Annotated in this window: 15 protein-coding genes; 7 read left to right on the top strand and 8 right to left on the bottom strand. The window is 66.0% G+C overall.

Translation table 11 applies throughout. The features are described 5' to 3' along the window. Positions 1-116: 116 nt before the first annotated feature. Genes ACHFFZ_RS00085 through ACHFFZ_RS00075 form a run of 3 tightly spaced genes read right to left on the bottom strand, consistent with a single transcriptional unit; the run spans position 117 to position 3,419 of the window. Positions 117-785 carry a hypothetical protein gene (locus tag ACHFFZ_RS00085; RefSeq protein WP_394274629.1) on the bottom strand — a complete coding sequence of 223 codons (669 nt, stop codon included), beginning with the start codon at positions 783-785 and terminating at the stop codon, positions 117-119. Position 786: 1 nt separating this feature from the next. Then, positions 787-2,829 carry a DUF6270 domain-containing protein gene (locus ACHFFZ_RS00080; protein ID WP_394274628.1) on the bottom strand — a complete coding sequence of 681 codons (2,043 nt, stop codon included), beginning with the start codon at positions 2,827-2,829 and terminating at the stop codon, positions 787-789. Between the two features lie 35 nt (positions 2,830-2,864). Beyond that, the gene (locus ACHFFZ_RS00075; RefSeq protein WP_394274627.1) at positions 2,865-3,419 is read right to left on the bottom strand and encodes a hypothetical protein; all 555 of its coding nucleotides are present in this window, start codon (positions 3,417-3,419) and stop codon (positions 2,865-2,867) included. 218 nt (positions 3,420-3,637) lie between these two features. Between ACHFFZ_RS00075 and ACHFFZ_RS00070 the strand changes: the two genes are divergently transcribed. The 4 genes from ACHFFZ_RS00070 to ACHFFZ_RS00055 are packed head-to-tail and all read left to right on the top strand — an operon-like array spanning position 3,638 to position 7,352. Then, on the top strand, positions 3,638-4,024 hold the full coding sequence (locus ACHFFZ_RS00070) for a hypothetical protein (protein WP_394274626.1): 387 nt from the start codon (positions 3,638-3,640) through the stop codon (positions 4,022-4,024). Between the two features lies 1 nt (position 4,025). After that, positions 4,026-6,041: a glycosyltransferase gene (locus tag ACHFFZ_RS00065; RefSeq protein ID WP_394274625.1), complete on the top strand. Its 2,016-nt coding sequence runs from the start codon at positions 4,026-4,028 to the stop codon at positions 6,039-6,041. Beyond that, positions 6,038-6,667: a hypothetical protein gene (locus ACHFFZ_RS00060; RefSeq protein WP_394274624.1), complete on the top strand. Its 630-nt coding sequence runs from the start codon at positions 6,038-6,040 to the stop codon at positions 6,665-6,667. Before ACHFFZ_RS00065 ends, ACHFFZ_RS00060 begins: the two co-directional genes overlap by 4 nt. Position 6,668: 1 nt before the next feature. Further along, positions 6,669-7,352, top strand: coding sequence for a class I SAM-dependent methyltransferase (locus ACHFFZ_RS00055; RefSeq protein WP_394274623.1), 684 nt, complete (start codon positions 6,669-6,671; stop codon positions 7,350-7,352). Here the strand turns inward: ACHFFZ_RS00055 and ACHFFZ_RS00050 are convergent. Continuing rightward, positions 7,347-7,919, bottom strand: coding sequence for an acyltransferase (locus ACHFFZ_RS00050; protein WP_394274622.1), 573 nt, complete (start codon positions 7,917-7,919; stop codon positions 7,347-7,349). The two genes, ACHFFZ_RS00055 and ACHFFZ_RS00050, sit on opposite strands and share 6 nt — an antisense overlap. Positions 7,920-8,148: 229 nt before the next feature. On the opposite strand from ACHFFZ_RS00050, the gene ACHFFZ_RS00045 reads away from it, so the two are divergent. Then, positions 8,149-9,543 carry an IS110 family transposase gene (locus ACHFFZ_RS00045; protein ID WP_394274621.1) on the top strand — a complete coding sequence of 465 codons (1,395 nt, stop codon included), beginning with the start codon at positions 8,149-8,151 and terminating at the stop codon, positions 9,541-9,543. An 83-nt stretch (positions 9,544-9,626) separates the two neighbouring features. On the opposite strand, the gene wecB is transcribed toward ACHFFZ_RS00045, so the two are convergent. After that, the gene (gene wecB / locus ACHFFZ_RS00040) at positions 9,627-10,850 is read right to left on the bottom strand and encodes a non-hydrolyzing UDP-N-acetylglucosamine 2-epimerase (RefSeq protein WP_394274620.1); all 1,224 of its coding nucleotides are present in this window, start codon (positions 10,848-10,850) and stop codon (positions 9,627-9,629) included. 236 nt (positions 10,851-11,086) lie between these two features. Here wecB and ACHFFZ_RS00035 point away from each other — a divergent pair, with 236 nt between their 5' ends. Beyond that, on the top strand, positions 11,087-12,283 hold the full coding sequence (locus ACHFFZ_RS00035) for an LCP family protein (RefSeq protein WP_394274619.1): 1,197 nt from the start codon (positions 11,087-11,089) through the stop codon (positions 12,281-12,283). 106 nt (positions 12,284-12,389) lie between these two features. Further along, entirely contained in the window at positions 12,390-13,433 is a 1,044-nt protein-coding gene (locus ACHFFZ_RS00030; protein ID WP_394274618.1) for a zinc-binding dehydrogenase, read from the top strand. 55 nt (positions 13,434-13,488) lie between these two features. On the opposite strand, the gene ACHFFZ_RS00025 is transcribed toward ACHFFZ_RS00030, so the two are convergent. From ACHFFZ_RS00025 to ACHFFZ_RS00015, 3 genes are all read right to left on the bottom strand, one after another. Continuing rightward, positions 13,489-13,950, bottom strand: coding sequence for a CatB-related O-acetyltransferase (locus tag ACHFFZ_RS00025; RefSeq protein WP_394274617.1), 462 nt, complete (start codon positions 13,948-13,950; stop codon positions 13,489-13,491). A 189-nt stretch (positions 13,951-14,139) separates the two neighbouring features. After that, positions 14,140-15,408, bottom strand: a complete 1,269-nt coding sequence (locus ACHFFZ_RS00020) for a M18 family aminopeptidase (protein ID WP_394274616.1) — start codon at positions 15,406-15,408, stop codon at positions 14,140-14,142. Positions 15,409-15,431: 23 nt separating this feature from the next. Continuing rightward, positions 15,432-15,752 (bottom strand): hypothetical protein (locus ACHFFZ_RS00015; RefSeq protein ID WP_394274615.1); only part of this gene is annotated, 321 nt, incomplete at its 5' end.

Below are 15,752 nucleotides of genomic sequence, written 5' to 3'. Positions count from 1 at the left end.
GCACCGGAGGCCTCCAGCGCGGCGACGCCTTCCCTCTGGGCACGTCGCCGGTCTTCACGGTCTTCCTTGGTGGTCATGGTCATCAGTGTGTCTGCTTCCTTGTCAGGAGCCACCCCTTACACAAACCATCTGACACCCTCGATGCGGAGGTGCGGCACATGTCCCGCCCGGGCCAGATACCTGTCGGCCTCGATCTGCTCGGGGTGCCTGGTGTGCCAGTCATCCAAGGAGGTCCTCAGAAGGTGTTCCTCCACCGCGCGCTTTGCTCGCTCGTTGGGGAACAGACGAAAATCGATCTGCGGGTTCTCAGCAACCACCCGACAGCCTGGCAGGTGCGGCCCCATCTGGATTCCCATGAACCCTCCCAACGACGACCCGTACAACAGCACTCGCTCGGCCGACACCGACCAACCCGCCATCACGGCGCGAACGGCATCGACGATTCCACCGAGCACATCGACCTCCGGATGCAGCAACCATCCACCTTCCAGTGAATCGTTCACATAGATCAGGGGGTCGCTGACGACCATCACATTTGCGCCACCCAGTGAGTCCACCCACGAGTGCCGCATGAAACTCGGGTTGTTGTGGTTGTCCGGGTGCAGGGCTGACGGCAGGAAGCACACGATTGGAAGCCCTTCCCCGCGAAAGGCCAGAAGGGCGTCAAGAAAGATGCCGTCGCCCAGTGGTTCATGCAGGCGTCGCCATGGGCCGGGCCGAACGGTCGGGTCGCTGGTGAACTCCGCGAGGTCTTCCAGCGGCGCCCCGGTCAGGAGATCTCCCATGTCACTTGCTTTCGGGTTGAGCGGCGGCGACCCCACGGACCGCCAGCGACAGCAGGTCGGGATCGAGGTCTCCCCCGGCCCAGCGGATGATCCTCACTCCGGTGCATGTGACCCCCGGAGGGAGCGTCACCGGCATCTCCGTCGTCTGCAGCCCCGGGCGCGTGTTCATGTAGCTGAACCACCCCACGTGGGGAGATGGCGAGCGAACCACGCCGTGGGCCTCCTCCATGGCAGTGTCGACCTCCACATCTCCTTCGCCATGCAGCTCCAACGAGATCAGGGCTGAGTGCGGATTGATGTTGCCACTCTCCATCTGGCCAAGCAGAACAAGACTCTGCATCGGAACCGGAAGACTGAACGCAACAATGTCTCGGATGGTGAGGCGGCCCCGGAAGAGCTGTTCGTTGACTCTGCCATGTGGCCTGAAAGGCGCTGCAGCTGAATTCGACTCCTGCAGCCGGGTGATCTCCCCCCGGACGATTTGTGCAGCTTCCGGGCGAAGCATGGGAACATGTCCTCGTACGGAGCGGCTGACCGTCAGGACGACTGCATCGTCATCCTCTCCGACAGCGCCACCAAACTCGTCCGCCATGAGCTTGATGTCTGCATAGGTCGGGTCGAACACATTGGTGACGAAATGGATGCGGGGCAGACACTCCAAGGACCGCAGGTAGCTCGCCATGTCGACCTGAGTCTCCACCGAGGGATCATAGACTGACTTGCCACCAGCGCAGATCGCCACGCCGGCCAGCGCATCGGGATCGGTATAGGTGCGCAAGTCGGTCTGTGGAATCTCGGCCACGGCGACCGCACCGGGCACCCGTCCGGCCAGCTGGACCGCTTCGAAGGCCCCCATGGCAGAGCCATAGAAGACGAGACCCCGATCAGTTCCGTTCCAAGCCCGGTGAATCGACATCAAGGCCGCTGCTACACGGTCGGCCACGGGGACATCCTCCGAGACGAACCAGGAGCCCAATACCTCGTCGGCAACATAGAGACCGGGGTCACTGAGGACGATGACATTCGCCTCCAAGAATTCATCCACCCAAGAATTTCGTACATAGAGAGGATTTCGTCGCGAAGCAAGACTCTGCGCGGATGGGAGGAGGACAACCGTGGGAAGTCCATCATCTCGGTATGCCAGCAATCCGTCGAGGAAGAGCCCGTCGCCCAAGGGCTGATGGATCTCTCTCCAAGGACCCACCATGTCGGTGGGACGTGCCAAGTACTGGTCAAGCGTTTCCCTCTTGTCGACGCCAAGGTCGTGGGTGCTCACGCCGGTCACCGTCTGCTGACTCTCACCCAGGACCTCGATGACGTGCGAAGACTCGTCGATCCTGCGCAGCAGGTCGTGCGAGTAGTCCTCGATGTAGTGGTACGGCGTGGCGCCCCACTTGTGGTCCGGGTCGGAGAGGTGCAGCCGCTCGTCGACCCGAATCACCTGCTCCGCAGGGATCGTGGACCGGACGTGCTCCATGGCGCGATCGATCCACTCGTTGTGTTTGTGAATCCTTGGTTGGTCGAACCTGACGGAGTCGCTTCCTGAAATCCGAGTGGTCCACGGAGCATGGTGAACCAGGAGACGGTCCACCATGTTCCGCTCACGGAGCATCCCGACGAGCTGGTCCCACCCCCGCGTCCAGGCGTCCCAGAACTCCTCTGAGCCCGCCGGAACCTCGCGGTAGGAACTAGCCGGCACCGCCAGTTCGGAAAATTCGGCTGACAGGGTACACACTCCCCCGTCAGGAAAGACGGCCATCGGGTAGCGCTCGTCGATCGGGTCGTAGATCAGGATGTCGAAGTCCGCGTTTTCTAGCCAAGCAGCACCTGCCTTGGTCAGGTCCTCCTCAACCGTTCGACGCCGGAAGGACGACGAAAAGACTGAAAAGTCGGGGTGGACACTGTTCGTCCTGGGGCCGAAGAAGCTCCCCAGTCCAGTACGGGCCATATACTTGTTAAGTTCCCATGGGCGATCGCCCAGCAGTTCGATGGCATCGCGCGTCACGCAGCTACCGAGGATCACAAGGTTGAGGGGCTTGGACATGGTTCCCATCGTGGTCAATGGCCGAAAATCCGGGCTCAAGCCCACTTCCATGCCTCAATGAGCGGCGAATTCTCAGCGATCACCTGTTCTGTGGTGAGGTTCGACCTGCCAGCGAGTATCACCAGGCATGCGGTGGCATCATGCCCGACAACCAAGCGAACCTGACGCAGGTCCATCCCTGTGCCCTTCACGATGCCGGAATAGGTGGCCGCCATCTCGCCTGCGAACGGCGTGGAGACTTCCTGCTTCACGTCCTTGGCACCCGCCTTCTGCAACGCTGGCATGACCCAGCTCGCAACGCGTGCCAGAGTCGTCTTGTCGTCGAGCTCCGTGCGGGTCACGACCAAGGAATTGCCAGACTTGTTGCCATCACGGCGGTAGGCTCGGGCCTCCATGCCGGGGCGCAGCTCCGGCGGGGCCCAACCTTCCGACAGCGCCACCGTGACGCCCTTCCCCTCGATAACTTGCGAGGATGGAGATGCGGCGACCGAGGCCGCCGGAGAAGCCTTTTCGGCGGAAGAGCAACCCGAGAGGCCAACACTGGGAAGCAAGAGGACTGCCACAACCGAAGCGACTGTGATTCTGCGCATGGCGGCGACTCTAGGGTCCTCACGCCTTCGTGCATCGGAGGCGCTCTGATGCAGGTCAGGATTTCATGTGCTGCGCCTTGATCCTTCGCCCTCACTCGATGCCGAGGAACCTGCTCCGGTGCGTCGCACGAGTACTCGGCAGCATTCCCCTAGACTCAGCGCCACCGGGGGGTGATTCTGAACGTGTGCGCTCGCGCACTGCGACAAAGGAGCATGCCGTGCCCCTGACCGGCACCGTCAATCTGCCTCCCGGTACACCCATGCGTCTGGTCTTTGCTCCACGAATCGAGCGTCAGTTACGTGACTTCCTTGCGAAGGTCACCGCACGCAATGCCCATGGCACCGTGGTCGAACCCACTGCCGGACTCAACTGGAGTGAGGGCGTCCATGCCCACTACTTCTATGTGCCCGAAGGACCGGCCGGTCGCACCATCGACGCTGGATTGGAGTTCGCCGAGGCTGTCGAGACCATCACCCTCGACGTCATTCATTGGCCCTCACGGGAGTCCTTCGACTCCCATCTGCTCGGCCCAGCCGTCATCGTGCACCCAGCGACTCGGGAACATTCCTGGATCACCAGCATGACCATTGAGAACGAGGGCTGACATGGACCTCTCCGTTGTCATCCCATTCCGCGACTGGGGACTTCGCCGAGTCCAGCTTTCCATCGAGACTGCACTGGCGGCCGCAAGGAGACACTCGGTCGAGGTGATCGTCTCGGACTATGGCACCAATCTTGACGATCCCGAGTTCGCCGACCTCGCCGAAGTCGTCGCCCGCGCCGGTGGACGGCTCGTGCGCACCGAGACGGACGGCCCTTGGTCCCGCTCTCGGGCGATGAACGCCGGAGCCGCACTCGCGACGGGACGTCACATCCTCGCCTCCGACGCCGACATGCTCATCCCCCCGGACTGTCTGGACGACGTCGTCGACATCCTCGACGACGGAACCACCGCCGTCTTCCTCACGTGTCTGGACCTGCCCCAACAGTGGGACGACCAGGCCATCAGCGAGCGGGGAACCGAATGGGCGACCCTCCGATTCGAAGCCACACGCCGAGAGCGGTGGGGCATGGGCCTTGCCGCGGCCCCGCGCGAGGCCTACGACCGACTGCGGGGCTGGGACGAACGTCTGGTCACCTACGGTGGCGAGGACAACGACTTCTCACAGAGACTCCGCAGGGCCGGCTACCGCATCCATTGGCTCGACGGTCCCAACGGAAGCCTGCTGCACATGTGGCATCCCTCCTCAGCCCAGCGACACGCACTGTCCGAACAGGACAGCGCCCAGATTGCGCGCAACAAGGAGATCGTCAAGACCGACCCCACCCACGTACGCAACCTGACGCACTGGGGCCACCCTCTACCGGGACACGCCCCTGCAGTCAGTGTCGTCATCAGTACCCACAACCGGTGCAGCATGCTGCAGGACGCGGTCAACTCCGTCCTCGCGCAGACTGTGCAGGACTTCGAGGTCGTCATCATCGATGATGGGTCGACCGACGAAACCCCCGAATGGCTCGCCACGCTCACTGACCCCCGCATCGTCCATGCTCGCCAGGAGAATGCCGGCATCGCGGCAGCCCGCAACCACGGCAGCAGGATTGCGCGCGGTCGATACATCGCCGTGCTCGACGACGACGACATCGCACCCCCGTGGCGTCTCGAAGAGCACTTTTCAGCCCTGGAACCCGGCGTCCATGCCACATTCGGCTCCTTCGTGAACTTCGATGACGTCACGGGTGAGATGGCTCTCTACGCCACCAAGGAGATGACGCCCGAAACATCGGTCGTCAGCGGGAGCGCGCCCGGCCACAGCACCTGGATGGTGCGCGCCGACCTCCTGAAAACCCTCGGGTACGACGAGACCCTGACAAGTGGCGTGGACAATGACATCGCCCTGCGCCTTCTGCGTTCTGGCGTCGTGTGGAAACACACCACCCACGTCATGGCCCTGAGGCGAATTCACCCAGGGGGTGTCACGGCGCGAGATCCGCGCCAGCAGGTCGAGAACGCACGTTTGGCCTACCAGAAGCTCACCTATCCCCTGTCTGTCGCCGACACCTTGGCCGCGCAGGAGGCAGGGACCGCAATCCCTTGGCCCGGGTGTGCGGAGGGATTGACCCTGCAAGCCAGCCTCGCGGCCTACCTGCCCGACCACCTTGTGCGCCGCAGGATCCACCACATCACCGAACTCACTGCCCAGGAGACAGACGTCGACTTCGTCGAACTTCCGAACGGTGTTCGGCTCCATGCAGTCAGCCTCGACGATGCCACCTGGGCAGATCTTGCCTCTGGCAAGGGGACCATTCCCCACGAGGCGATCGACGTGGCCATGGGCGTGGAGCAGCCACCGACGACGGCGGCCCAATCCGTCGAAGCCATGGCCCTGGTGGCGGCGATGGCCGAGCTCGGAACGGGATGCTCCGTGCTCGAGAGCGGTCCCAGCAGGCTCGGGGAGGATGTCATCCTGCACACTGCCGGAAGTTCCATGCCCTTCCACGCGTGCGAGGTGGAGGACTGCACCTTGCCTGACGGCGCTGAGCCTCGTCGCTGGCTCGCTCCTGCGACCGAGGCGATCCGCATCGCCCATGACCTGGTTCACCCGAAGGACGAAGCATGATCATCACGACCGCAACAACCACCCTCGGAACCTGGGCGGTGTGCGCAAGGGAACAGGACTACGACGGAGTTCCACCGGTGAATCAGGCTCTGTTCGATCGTGCACCGCGCACGCTGCACCCCGAACGACTGGCAGTGGGTAGCTTCCTCCTCTTCCGACCCTGGATCTCCGGAACCTTCACTGCTGGGGAATGGACCTCCCCCGCCGTGGCCCAAGCGATCGCCGACGCGGCGCAACCCATCCGGGTGCAGTGCACAGGCATCGACCAGTATGCGAAGACCATCGCCAAGGGCATCCGGACGGTGGCCGTCTCCACGATTGGCACTTCCGGCGGGCAGGTCAACGGTGCCCTCCAGATCGCATTCCCCCGCTCCGACCAAAGATTCGGCGCGCACCGCGACCCGCATGGCGAGGTGGTACCGAGTAATGCCTGGCTATTGGCAGCTGCACAGGACGATGCACGTCGGGCCGAGGTGACCCTGGGCTGCGCCGTGCTCTTCGCCGAGGATCTGGGAGTCTCTCGCCTGCACATACCGATGGCCGTCTCCGACTCACTTCGAGAGCTGCTGCTCACGACGGGCCTGTCTGCCGAGCTGCCCGGTCGGGCGCTCTCACTGGAGGACTGACATGGACGACAAGGACCTGCTTCGCATCCTCAACCGGATGGAGGGTGTCTCCCGAAGAAGCCTCTATCTCATTCCTCAGGAAGTCGAGGCACAGACCTTCATCCATCGCCTGCTGGAACCACATCGAATGACACCAGCGGCTGGCGGGTGGGCTGCCAACTACACCACTCTCGCTGCAATGCTCGACCACCTGACCACTGTGGAGCAACCACTCGTCTACGACTTCGGCGGGGGTGTGTCGACGCTCTACTTCGCCCTGTTCGCGAAGAAGTTTGGCGGACACGTCATATCGATCGACCACGACGACCACTTCATCGGCATCACGCGCACCTACCTGGACACGTTTGGAGTGTCGGACTGCGCCACTCTGGTCCATGCACCCATCGTCAACCAGGAAGGGGGCCCTTGGTATGACCGATCTGCAATCCCCCTGAGGAGTGACATCGACTTGGTCTTCGTCGACGGACCGCTGGGCTCGCTCCAGCCGAAGGTCCGCCGACACGCGCTGCCCTTCGTTGTGGACCATCTGGCCACGACGGCAACGGTTGCGATCGACGACACCGACCGGCCCGACGAACGGGAAATCGCGGACGACTGGATCCAGACCTGGTCAGGGCGGCTTCACCACCTCCAAGGGAACTTGTCCTGCATCTTCCACGTGGAGCGGCCTGATCGGCTGTCATGACTCCTGTCCGTCCAGCCGGCGAAGGATCTTCGCCGGCACGCCGCCCACCAGGCAATTGTCGGGGACATCCGACGTGACCACTGCACCTGCGGCCACCACGCATCCCTTCCCGATCGTGACCCCACCCACAACGGTCACCCCACCGCCAATCCAGGTCCCATCACCCACCACGATCGGACGGGTAACGTTGGTGCCAGCGCGGTGACGAGCCGGCCCGATCTCATGTCCATCTGACATGAAGCTCACGAAGGGGCCGATGGAGATGTCGTCACCGATGGTGGTTCCGGGACGGATGTAGCAGTCCCGGTTGATGAAGCACTTGTCACCGACGCTGACCGGCCCAAGGATTTCGGCACCTCGGCTGATCTTTGTGCGCTCACCGACGTTGACAGGGGTCGTCTCACTGGCCCAGATGGTCACTTCTGGCGCGATGACCGCGCTGTCCGCCACCGTGCAGAAGGCTGGGATGTAGGCCTTCTCGCGCTTCACCGTCGCCAAACGCCCCCGAAGGGTCTCCACCTCACCGCGAAGAACAGCGACTTCGCGCCGAAGATCGGCCAGCGCCATTTAGGTTGGTTGTGCTCCTGCTGGTGGGTCTTGTCATAGCGGCTGGGACACACGGTGATCCCTTTGTTTTGAGAGGCCACCAGCAGGGGCTGCTCGATGAGGACGGTGTCTCTGTTCGGGAACGCGGAGCCAGACCGCTGAAGGGTCGGGACTCCTACTTGGGAATGTCTGGGCGATACCGGATGCCTTGATCGAGCCAGTTGGTCCCGACTGCCATAGGAGGCACCTGATGGGATGGACCCTGGGCATCGACCTGGCCTGCCGAGCAGCCCACGTCGCTTCACTCGCCGCGCCGGACGGCACGATCATCTGGACGGGCCGCACCTTCTTCACCCGACCCGCCGAGCTGGAACGCCTGCTCGACGACATCGACTGTGACCCCACGCAGCTCACGGTCGTGATGGAACCCACCCGCAACGCCTGGTCACCGGTCGCGGCCTGGTTCGAACGCCACGGCTGCAGGATCGTGTTGGTCCCCACCAGCCAGTCCTCCGACCTGCGCCAGTACTACTCGAAACACACGAAGAACGACCGGCTGGACTCTCGTCTGCTGGCCCGGCTCCCGCTGCTCCATCCCGAGGGCCTGGCCGACCACCGCTCCGCGGGGCCGGCCGAGCCGTTGCGTCGCGCGGTCCGTCACCGCTCGTCGCTGGTCAAGCGTCGCTCGGCCGTGTTCGCCCGGCTCGACGCGCTACTCGAACTGCTCGGCCCGGCTTGGTACGAGGCCCTCGGCGCCGACTTCGGCAACGCCTCGCTGCACCTGCTGGCCCACTACGCCAACCCCACGATCCTGCTCCGGCTAGGGCTGAGGCGCTTGGCGGAGTTCCTGCGCCGCTACTCCCACGGCCAGTGGAACCACGACAAGGCAGTCCAGCTGATCGACGCGGCGAAGGCGTCGCTGGACCTCTGGGACGGTGACGGGATCGACTTCACCCAGCTCGGCCTCGACATCGCCATCGAGGCCGAACAGGCCTTGCTGCTCGGCAGCCAGATCCGCGACCTGGACGCCCGGATCGCGGAGCTCTACCAGGCCCAGGACCCCGACCGGGTCATCGCCTCGGCGCCCGGGGTCGGTCCGTTCATCGCAGCGGTGATCGCCGGACGGGTCGGGGACGTGACCCGCTTCCCGTCACTGGCCGCGGTCCGGTCCTACTCCGGGCTGGTCCCGAAGGTGTCGCAGTCAGGCACCAGCGAGCACCACGCCGGCGTGACGAAGGCCGGTGACACCCTGCTGCGGGAATCGATCTGGCAGGCCGCGGACATGGCCCGCCGGATCGCCCCCCAACTCGCCGCGAAGTACGTGAGATTGATGAACGCGGGCCGCCACCATGACTCGGCCATCTGTCATGTCGCGACCACGCTGCTGACCCGGATCGCGTCCTGTTGGCGGGCTGGGCAGCCCTACCAGATCCGTGACCTCGATGGCACGATCCTGACCGTAGAACAGGGCAAGGCCATCATCGCCGCCCAGCACCAGGTCGAACCCGGCCAACGTCAGGCCCGCCGCCAGACACGCACGAGCCAACGGTTGAAGAAGAGGACGGGCCGGGTGTCTCAGGAGTCGCCAAGCGCTCCACCACCACGGCCCGTCGCCGTCCAGCCTAGAAGCCTCCCCGCAGCTTGACTTCCCTTAGGAACTCAATTCAGTGCGGACGTTGGTGGGCGCTGCCTCTTTCCTGCGACGGGGGTTCCAGATGAAACTCACTTCTACGCCACAGCCATCGCCGAGCTCAGACTCACGCCGCTCTGCACCTGCAGGTCCAGCTCCTCAACCTCAACCGCCAGCTCCGGCACGAAGTCGGCCACGCGCGTGCCGACCCCGAGCAGCTCCTCGATGGCCGCCACCGCCCGCCGAGCGGCCAGGCCGTCGCCATAGGGGTTGACGGCGTGGGCCATCTCCTCGTAGGCGATCGGATTGTCCATCAGGCGCGCCACCTCGTTGACGATGCGCTCGGTGTCGGTGCCGACCAGCTTCACGGTGCCGGCGTGGACGGCCTCGGGGCGCTCGGTGTTCTTGCGCAGCACCAGCACGGGCTTGCCCAGGCTGGGGGCCTCCTCCTGCACGCCGCCGGAGTCGGTGAGCACCAGGTGGGCGGCCTTCTGAAGGTGGATGAACTGCACGTAGTCGAGCGGTTCGATGGTGATGACATTGGGGTGCTGCTCCAGCACGGGCACGAAGACCTCGCGCACGGCCGGGTTGCGGTGCATCGGGAAGACCACCACCGCATCCGGGTAGCGCTGGGCGATGCGGCTGACGGCGGCGGCGATGGCCTTCATCGGCTCGCCCAGGTTCTCGCGGCGGTGCACGGTCAGGGCGATGATGCGTCGCCCCTCCTGCACGGCGCGAGTGAGGCGCTCGTCGTCGAAGCTGGCATCGATCTCGGCGGTCTTGAGCATGGCGTCGATGACGGTGTTGCCGGTCACCACGATTTGCTCGTTGGGCACGCCCTCGGCCAGCAGGTTCTTGCGGGCCTCGTGGGTGGGGGCCAGGTGCAGGCGGGCCACCTGCCCGGCGAGCTTGCGGTTGGCCTCCTCGGGGAAGGGCGAGTCGATGTCGCCCGAGCGCAGGCCGGCCTCCAGGTGGACGACGGGGACGCGACGGTTGAAGCCGGCGATCGCGGCGGCGGCGACGGTGGTGGTGTCGCCCTGGACGACGACGGCGCCGGGCTGCACCTGGGTGATCAGCTCGTCCATGGCGGCAAAGACCTTGCTGGAGAGCTTGTTGAGGCTCTGGCCGGGCTCGAAGAGGTTCAGGTCGTGGGTGGGGACGATGCCGAAGACCTCGTTGACCTGGTCGAGCATCTCTCGGTGCTGGCCGGTGATGGCGGTGACGCACTCCAGGACGGAGGTCTGCTGCATCGCCCGCACCAGCGGGGCCACCTTCACGGCCTCGGGGCGGGTTCCGTAGATCACCAGGACGCGGGGGTTCATGGGTTCTGCTTTCTCGTGACGCAAGGACTGAACCGTCCCGCGCACGATGGTGGGCCACGCCGGACGGACAGGCCCCGCAGGGCCGGGGTCTTCTCCCCCGAGAAGCAGCATGTCCTCGCCCCCCGGCAAGTTATGCAGCACGGCCACCATATCGGATTCAATGGTTTTCGGCCGATGGTGTGCCGCACAAGGGGTCAATCCGGCCTTGAGCCAGGCCCAGCCGTAGAATCCGATCTATGACGTCCGACTCCCCCACCGGCACGGCAGCCCCCCGCCGACCGCGCCCGCTCCTCATCGCCCTCATCGGTCTGCTGGTCCTGGCACTGGCTGGCGGCGGCTACTACGTCTACCGCCAGCAGAGCGCCTACAACAACGTCAAGCAGGAGGGCCTGCTGCCCAGCACCCAGGCCGCCGCGCTCGTCGTCCCCCAGGACGACCAGGGCAACCTCGTCGACCCGAAGGGCCAGGTCCTCGCCGACGACCAGGGCCAGCCGATCGACGCCTCCACCCTGCACGTCGATGCCGAAGGACGCGTCGTCGACTCCCGCACCAGGCCGCTGCTGGTGCTCGACGGCACCGCGCTGCCCAAGATGGGCGACGACCAGAAGGGCGAGTACCTGATGGGCGTCAAGAGCAATGCCGCCGCCCAGCCCAGCCGGGCCGCGAGCGCGGGCAATGCCCTCAACTTCCTGGTGGTCGGCACCGACAAGGCCGACGGCGGCAGCGCCCGCAGCGACGTCATCGTCGTCGCGCACATCTCGAGCGACCGCAAGCGCGTCGACCTGATCCACGTGCCGCGCGACTACTACGTCACCATCCCCGGCCAGGGCAAGAACAAGATCAACGCCGCCTACGCCAGCGGCGGCACCGGCCTGCTCGTGCAGACCCTGCAGCCGCTGCTCGGCGTGCCCATCGACCACGTCGCCACGGTGGACTTCGAGGGCTTCAGGAACATGGTCGACGCCCTCGGCGGGGTCAACCTGCCCGTCGACGGCCAGCGCGTGCGGATGAACGGCGACGAGGCCCTCAAGTGGGTCCGGGAGCGCAAGAGCCTCGGCCAGGGCGACATCTCCCGTGGCCAGCGCCAGATGCAGTTCATTCGCGCCGTCATGATGGAGTACCTGGGCCGCAGCGGCGTCGACAGCGCCTCCAAGGCCAGCAAGCTGATCGACGTCACCGCCGAGAACGTCGTCGTGGACGACTCCCTGCCGCCTGCCGAGTTGAAGAAGCTCGCGCAGAGTCTCGACGACGTCAACGGCGAACGCCTCACCATGCACACCGCCCCGTGGACCTCGGCAGGCCCGGGTCCGCACGGCATGGCCATCGTGAACGTCAGCGAGCCGCAGCTGAAGAAGCTCGCCACGGCCCTGCAGACCGACTCGATGCAGGGCTACACAGACGACGTCTCGCCCAGGAGCGGCTTCGGGGGCTGAGGATCGGCCGAGGATCCACACACCCGATCGGCGAGCATCCGAGGGTCGCGGTAGAACGGTGACACAGGGCCGACGACGACGCGACCCCCGATCTCCAGGAGGCTCCATGACCCGCACGATGCTCGCCGAACGCTTCTACGCCGACGAGAGGAAGATCACGCTCGAGGAGCTGCCCATCCCCACCCCAGGCCCGGGGCAGGTGCGGATCAAGGTGGCCTACTGCGGCATCTGCCATTCCGACCTGTCGTTGATCGACGGCAACTTCCCGGCCCGGATTCCCGTGGTCACCCAGGGCCATGAGGTGAGCGGCCACATCGACGCGCTGGGCCCCGGCGTCACCGGATGGTCCGAGGGCGATGCCGTGATCCCCAGCGCGGGCCGCGCCTGCCTGGCCTGCCGCAACTGCCGCCGCGGCAACTTCGCCGACTGCCTCAACCTGCAGCTGATGGCCTTCGACTTCGACGGCGGTTGGGCCGAGTACCTGGTGGTGAACGCCACCGGGCTCACCCGAGTGCCCGACGGCGTGCCGATGGACCAGGCCGCGATCCTGGCCGATGCTGTCTCCACCCCCTTCGGCGCCGTGGTGCGCACCGCCAAGGTGCACCTGGGCAATGCCGTCGGCGTGTGGGGCCTGGGTGGAGTGGGAACGCACATCGCGCAGCTGTCCAAGCTGGCCGGTGCGGTGCCGATCATCGCCGTCGACATCAACGACGCCGCCCTGGAGCGCGCCACCCGCCTGGGCGCCGACTTCGCCTTCCGCGCCGACGACCCTGACCTGCTTGCCAAGATCGAGCAGGCCACCGGGGGCCGCATGATCGACGTCGCCTTCGACGCAGTCGGCATCTCGGCCACCACCGCCCAGGCAATGAAGACTCTCGACGTCAACGGCAAGCTGGTCAGCGTCGGCCTGAGCGGCCAGGAGATGAACATCGGCACCTTCAACGAGGTGGGACTGCGGCGCAAGCAGGTGATGGGGCACCTGGGCTACAAGGTGCAGGACATCGCGATGCTGGCCGAGCTGGTGGCCTACAAGCGCCTCGACCTGTCGGAGTCGATCTCGGCCGTCGTCCCGCTGCGCGAGGTGGAGCGCGGCATCAAGATGCTCGAGAGCCGCGAGGGCAATCCCATCCGCATCCTCGTCCAGCCCTGAGACAGCGCCCTGGCGGGCTCGGCCGATGCATGCGGCCGGGCCCGCAGGGGTGGCCTCAGGCCAGCGGGTGCTCCGCCCGCGCCCGGCGAAGTGCCACCAGCAGGGCCTCGACGTCGTCGCCGGAGAGCACCGGCACAAGCTCGCGGACCACCTCGTCGGGCAGGTCCCACCAGCGCAGCTCGAGCAGCTCGTCGACCACCTCGGGCTCGAAGCGCGCCCGCAGCGGCCGGGCCGGCACCCCGGCGCAGATCGTGTACGGCGGAAGGTCCTTGGTCACCAGGCTTCCCGCGGCCACGATGCAGCCGTCACCGATCGTCACGCCCGAGACCACCGTCGAGCGGAAACCGAGCCAGACGTCATTGCCGATGGTGATGTCGCCCTTGCTCGACGGGAAGCCGTCGTGGGCTCCCTCCAGGTTCCACATGATGCGGAAGGGGTAGGTGGTGCCGCGATCGGTGGGATGGTTACCACCCATCAGGATCGACACCTCCTTGGCGATCGAGCAGAAGGCACCCACGCTCAGCCGCGTCGGGTCGTCCTCGAAGGTGTGCAGGGTGGGGGGTGCCGTAGCTGTGACGGCCCCAGCTCACCCGACCCTGCGCGGCCAGCTCGGCCATCTGCTTGTCCCAGGTGCGGCCCGGAAGCAGCACCGACAGCCCGCGGTTCAGCGGACCCATCGCCCGCTCGGCCAGCGTGCGCGCCCTCATCACGCACCGGCCCAGTAGGCGCCCAGCGCCCGGCTGAAGTACCAGGGATCCTCCACCCCGCACAGCTCCCTGGCCGAGTGCATGCTCAGCAGCGGGATGCCGACGTCGACGGTGATGATGCCCAGACGGGTCGCCGTCAGCGGGCCGGTGGTGGAGCCGCAGGGCACCGCATTGTTGCTGACGAAGGGTTGCGTGGGAACCTCGGCCTGCTCGCAGGCCCGCTTCCACAGCGCCGCACCGATGCCGTCGGTGGCATAGCGCTGGTTTGCGTTGATCTTGAGCAGCGGGCCGCCGTTGAGCTGCGGATGGTTGTTCGGGTCGTGCATCTGCACATAGTTGGGGTGCACGGCATGGCCGGCATCGGCACTGAGGCACGACGAGCGGGCCAGCATCGCCCGGTAGGCCGCACCGGTGGCGCCCATCCCCTCGGCGATGCGCACCAGCATGTCCTCCAGGAAGGGGCCGCACGCGCCCGAACGGGTGGCGCTGCCCACTTCCTCGTGGTCGAAGGCCGCCAGCACGGCGACGTCGTGGCCCACCTCCACGTCGAGCAGGGCCTGCAGGCTGGCGTGCACGCTCGACAGGTTGTCCATGCGCGAGGCGGCGAAGAACTCGCTGTCGGGGCCGAAGACCATCGGCGCCTCGGTCGGGAAGGCGTAGACGTCGTGGTGGGCCAGCTCACTGGGGTCGATGCGCGCCGCCCGGCACAGGTAGTCCTCGATGTCGAGCTGCGGGTCGAGCGAGTAGAAGGGCATCAGGTGCTGCTGGCGGTCCAGCTTCAGCTGGTCGTTGACGGTGCGGTCCAGGTGCGGGGCCAGCTGCGGGATGCGGGCGATCGGCCCGGTGCGCACCAGCGTCACCTCGCCGTCGAGGGTCACCAGCCGCCCCGCCAGGCCCAGCTCGCGGTCCAGCCAGGAGTTGTTCAGCGGCCCGCCGTAGACCTCCATGCCGGCCTGCTGCCAGCCCGCGGTGGTGCTGGTGGGGTTGGGCTTGAGCTTGAAGCTCGGCGAGTCGGTGTGGGAGCCGACGATGCGGAAGCCCGAGGTGGCGTCGGCATCCTCGGGGATGGTCCATGCGATCAGGGCGCCGTCGCGCACGACGAACTGGCTCCCCTGCACCTGCGACCACCGCTGGCTCTCGTCGAGCTGCTCGAAGCCGGCACCCCGCAACTGCTCGGCCATCTGGGCGACTGCGTGGTAACTGGTGGGCGAGGCGGTGATGAAATCGGCGAAGGAGCCGATGAAGTCTGCGGCGGCATCGGTGGACATGGCGCCAGTATGGCCCATCGGCCTCAGCCCGGAGACTGCGAGGCAGCCTGTGCGGCTGAGTCCTTCAGCCGGTCTTCCGTGCACTCGTCGTCGACGCAGTTCCAGCCCGAGAGCACCAGGGTCGACGTGTGGTCCGGGTGGTCGATGACGAAGCAGGGATTGTTCACCTCCGCCACCTGGGTGATCGTCGAATCGGCGACGTCGGAGCAGCGCTGTGGCAGCCCAAGATCGGCAAGGACCACATCGAGCTGCCCACAGGTCTCGGGATTCGACGGCATCCTGACGGCAGGCCCCTGCAGGTGCACCGCATCGCTGGGAACCCCTTGGGCAACCCAGCTGCTGTC

Source organism: Luteococcus sp. (genome assembly GCF_043424415.1).
Taxonomy (GTDB): domain Bacteria; phylum Actinomycetota; class Actinomycetes; order Propionibacteriales; family Propionibacteriaceae; genus Luteococcus.
This window is presented reverse-complemented; position numbering and strand designations above follow the sequence as displayed.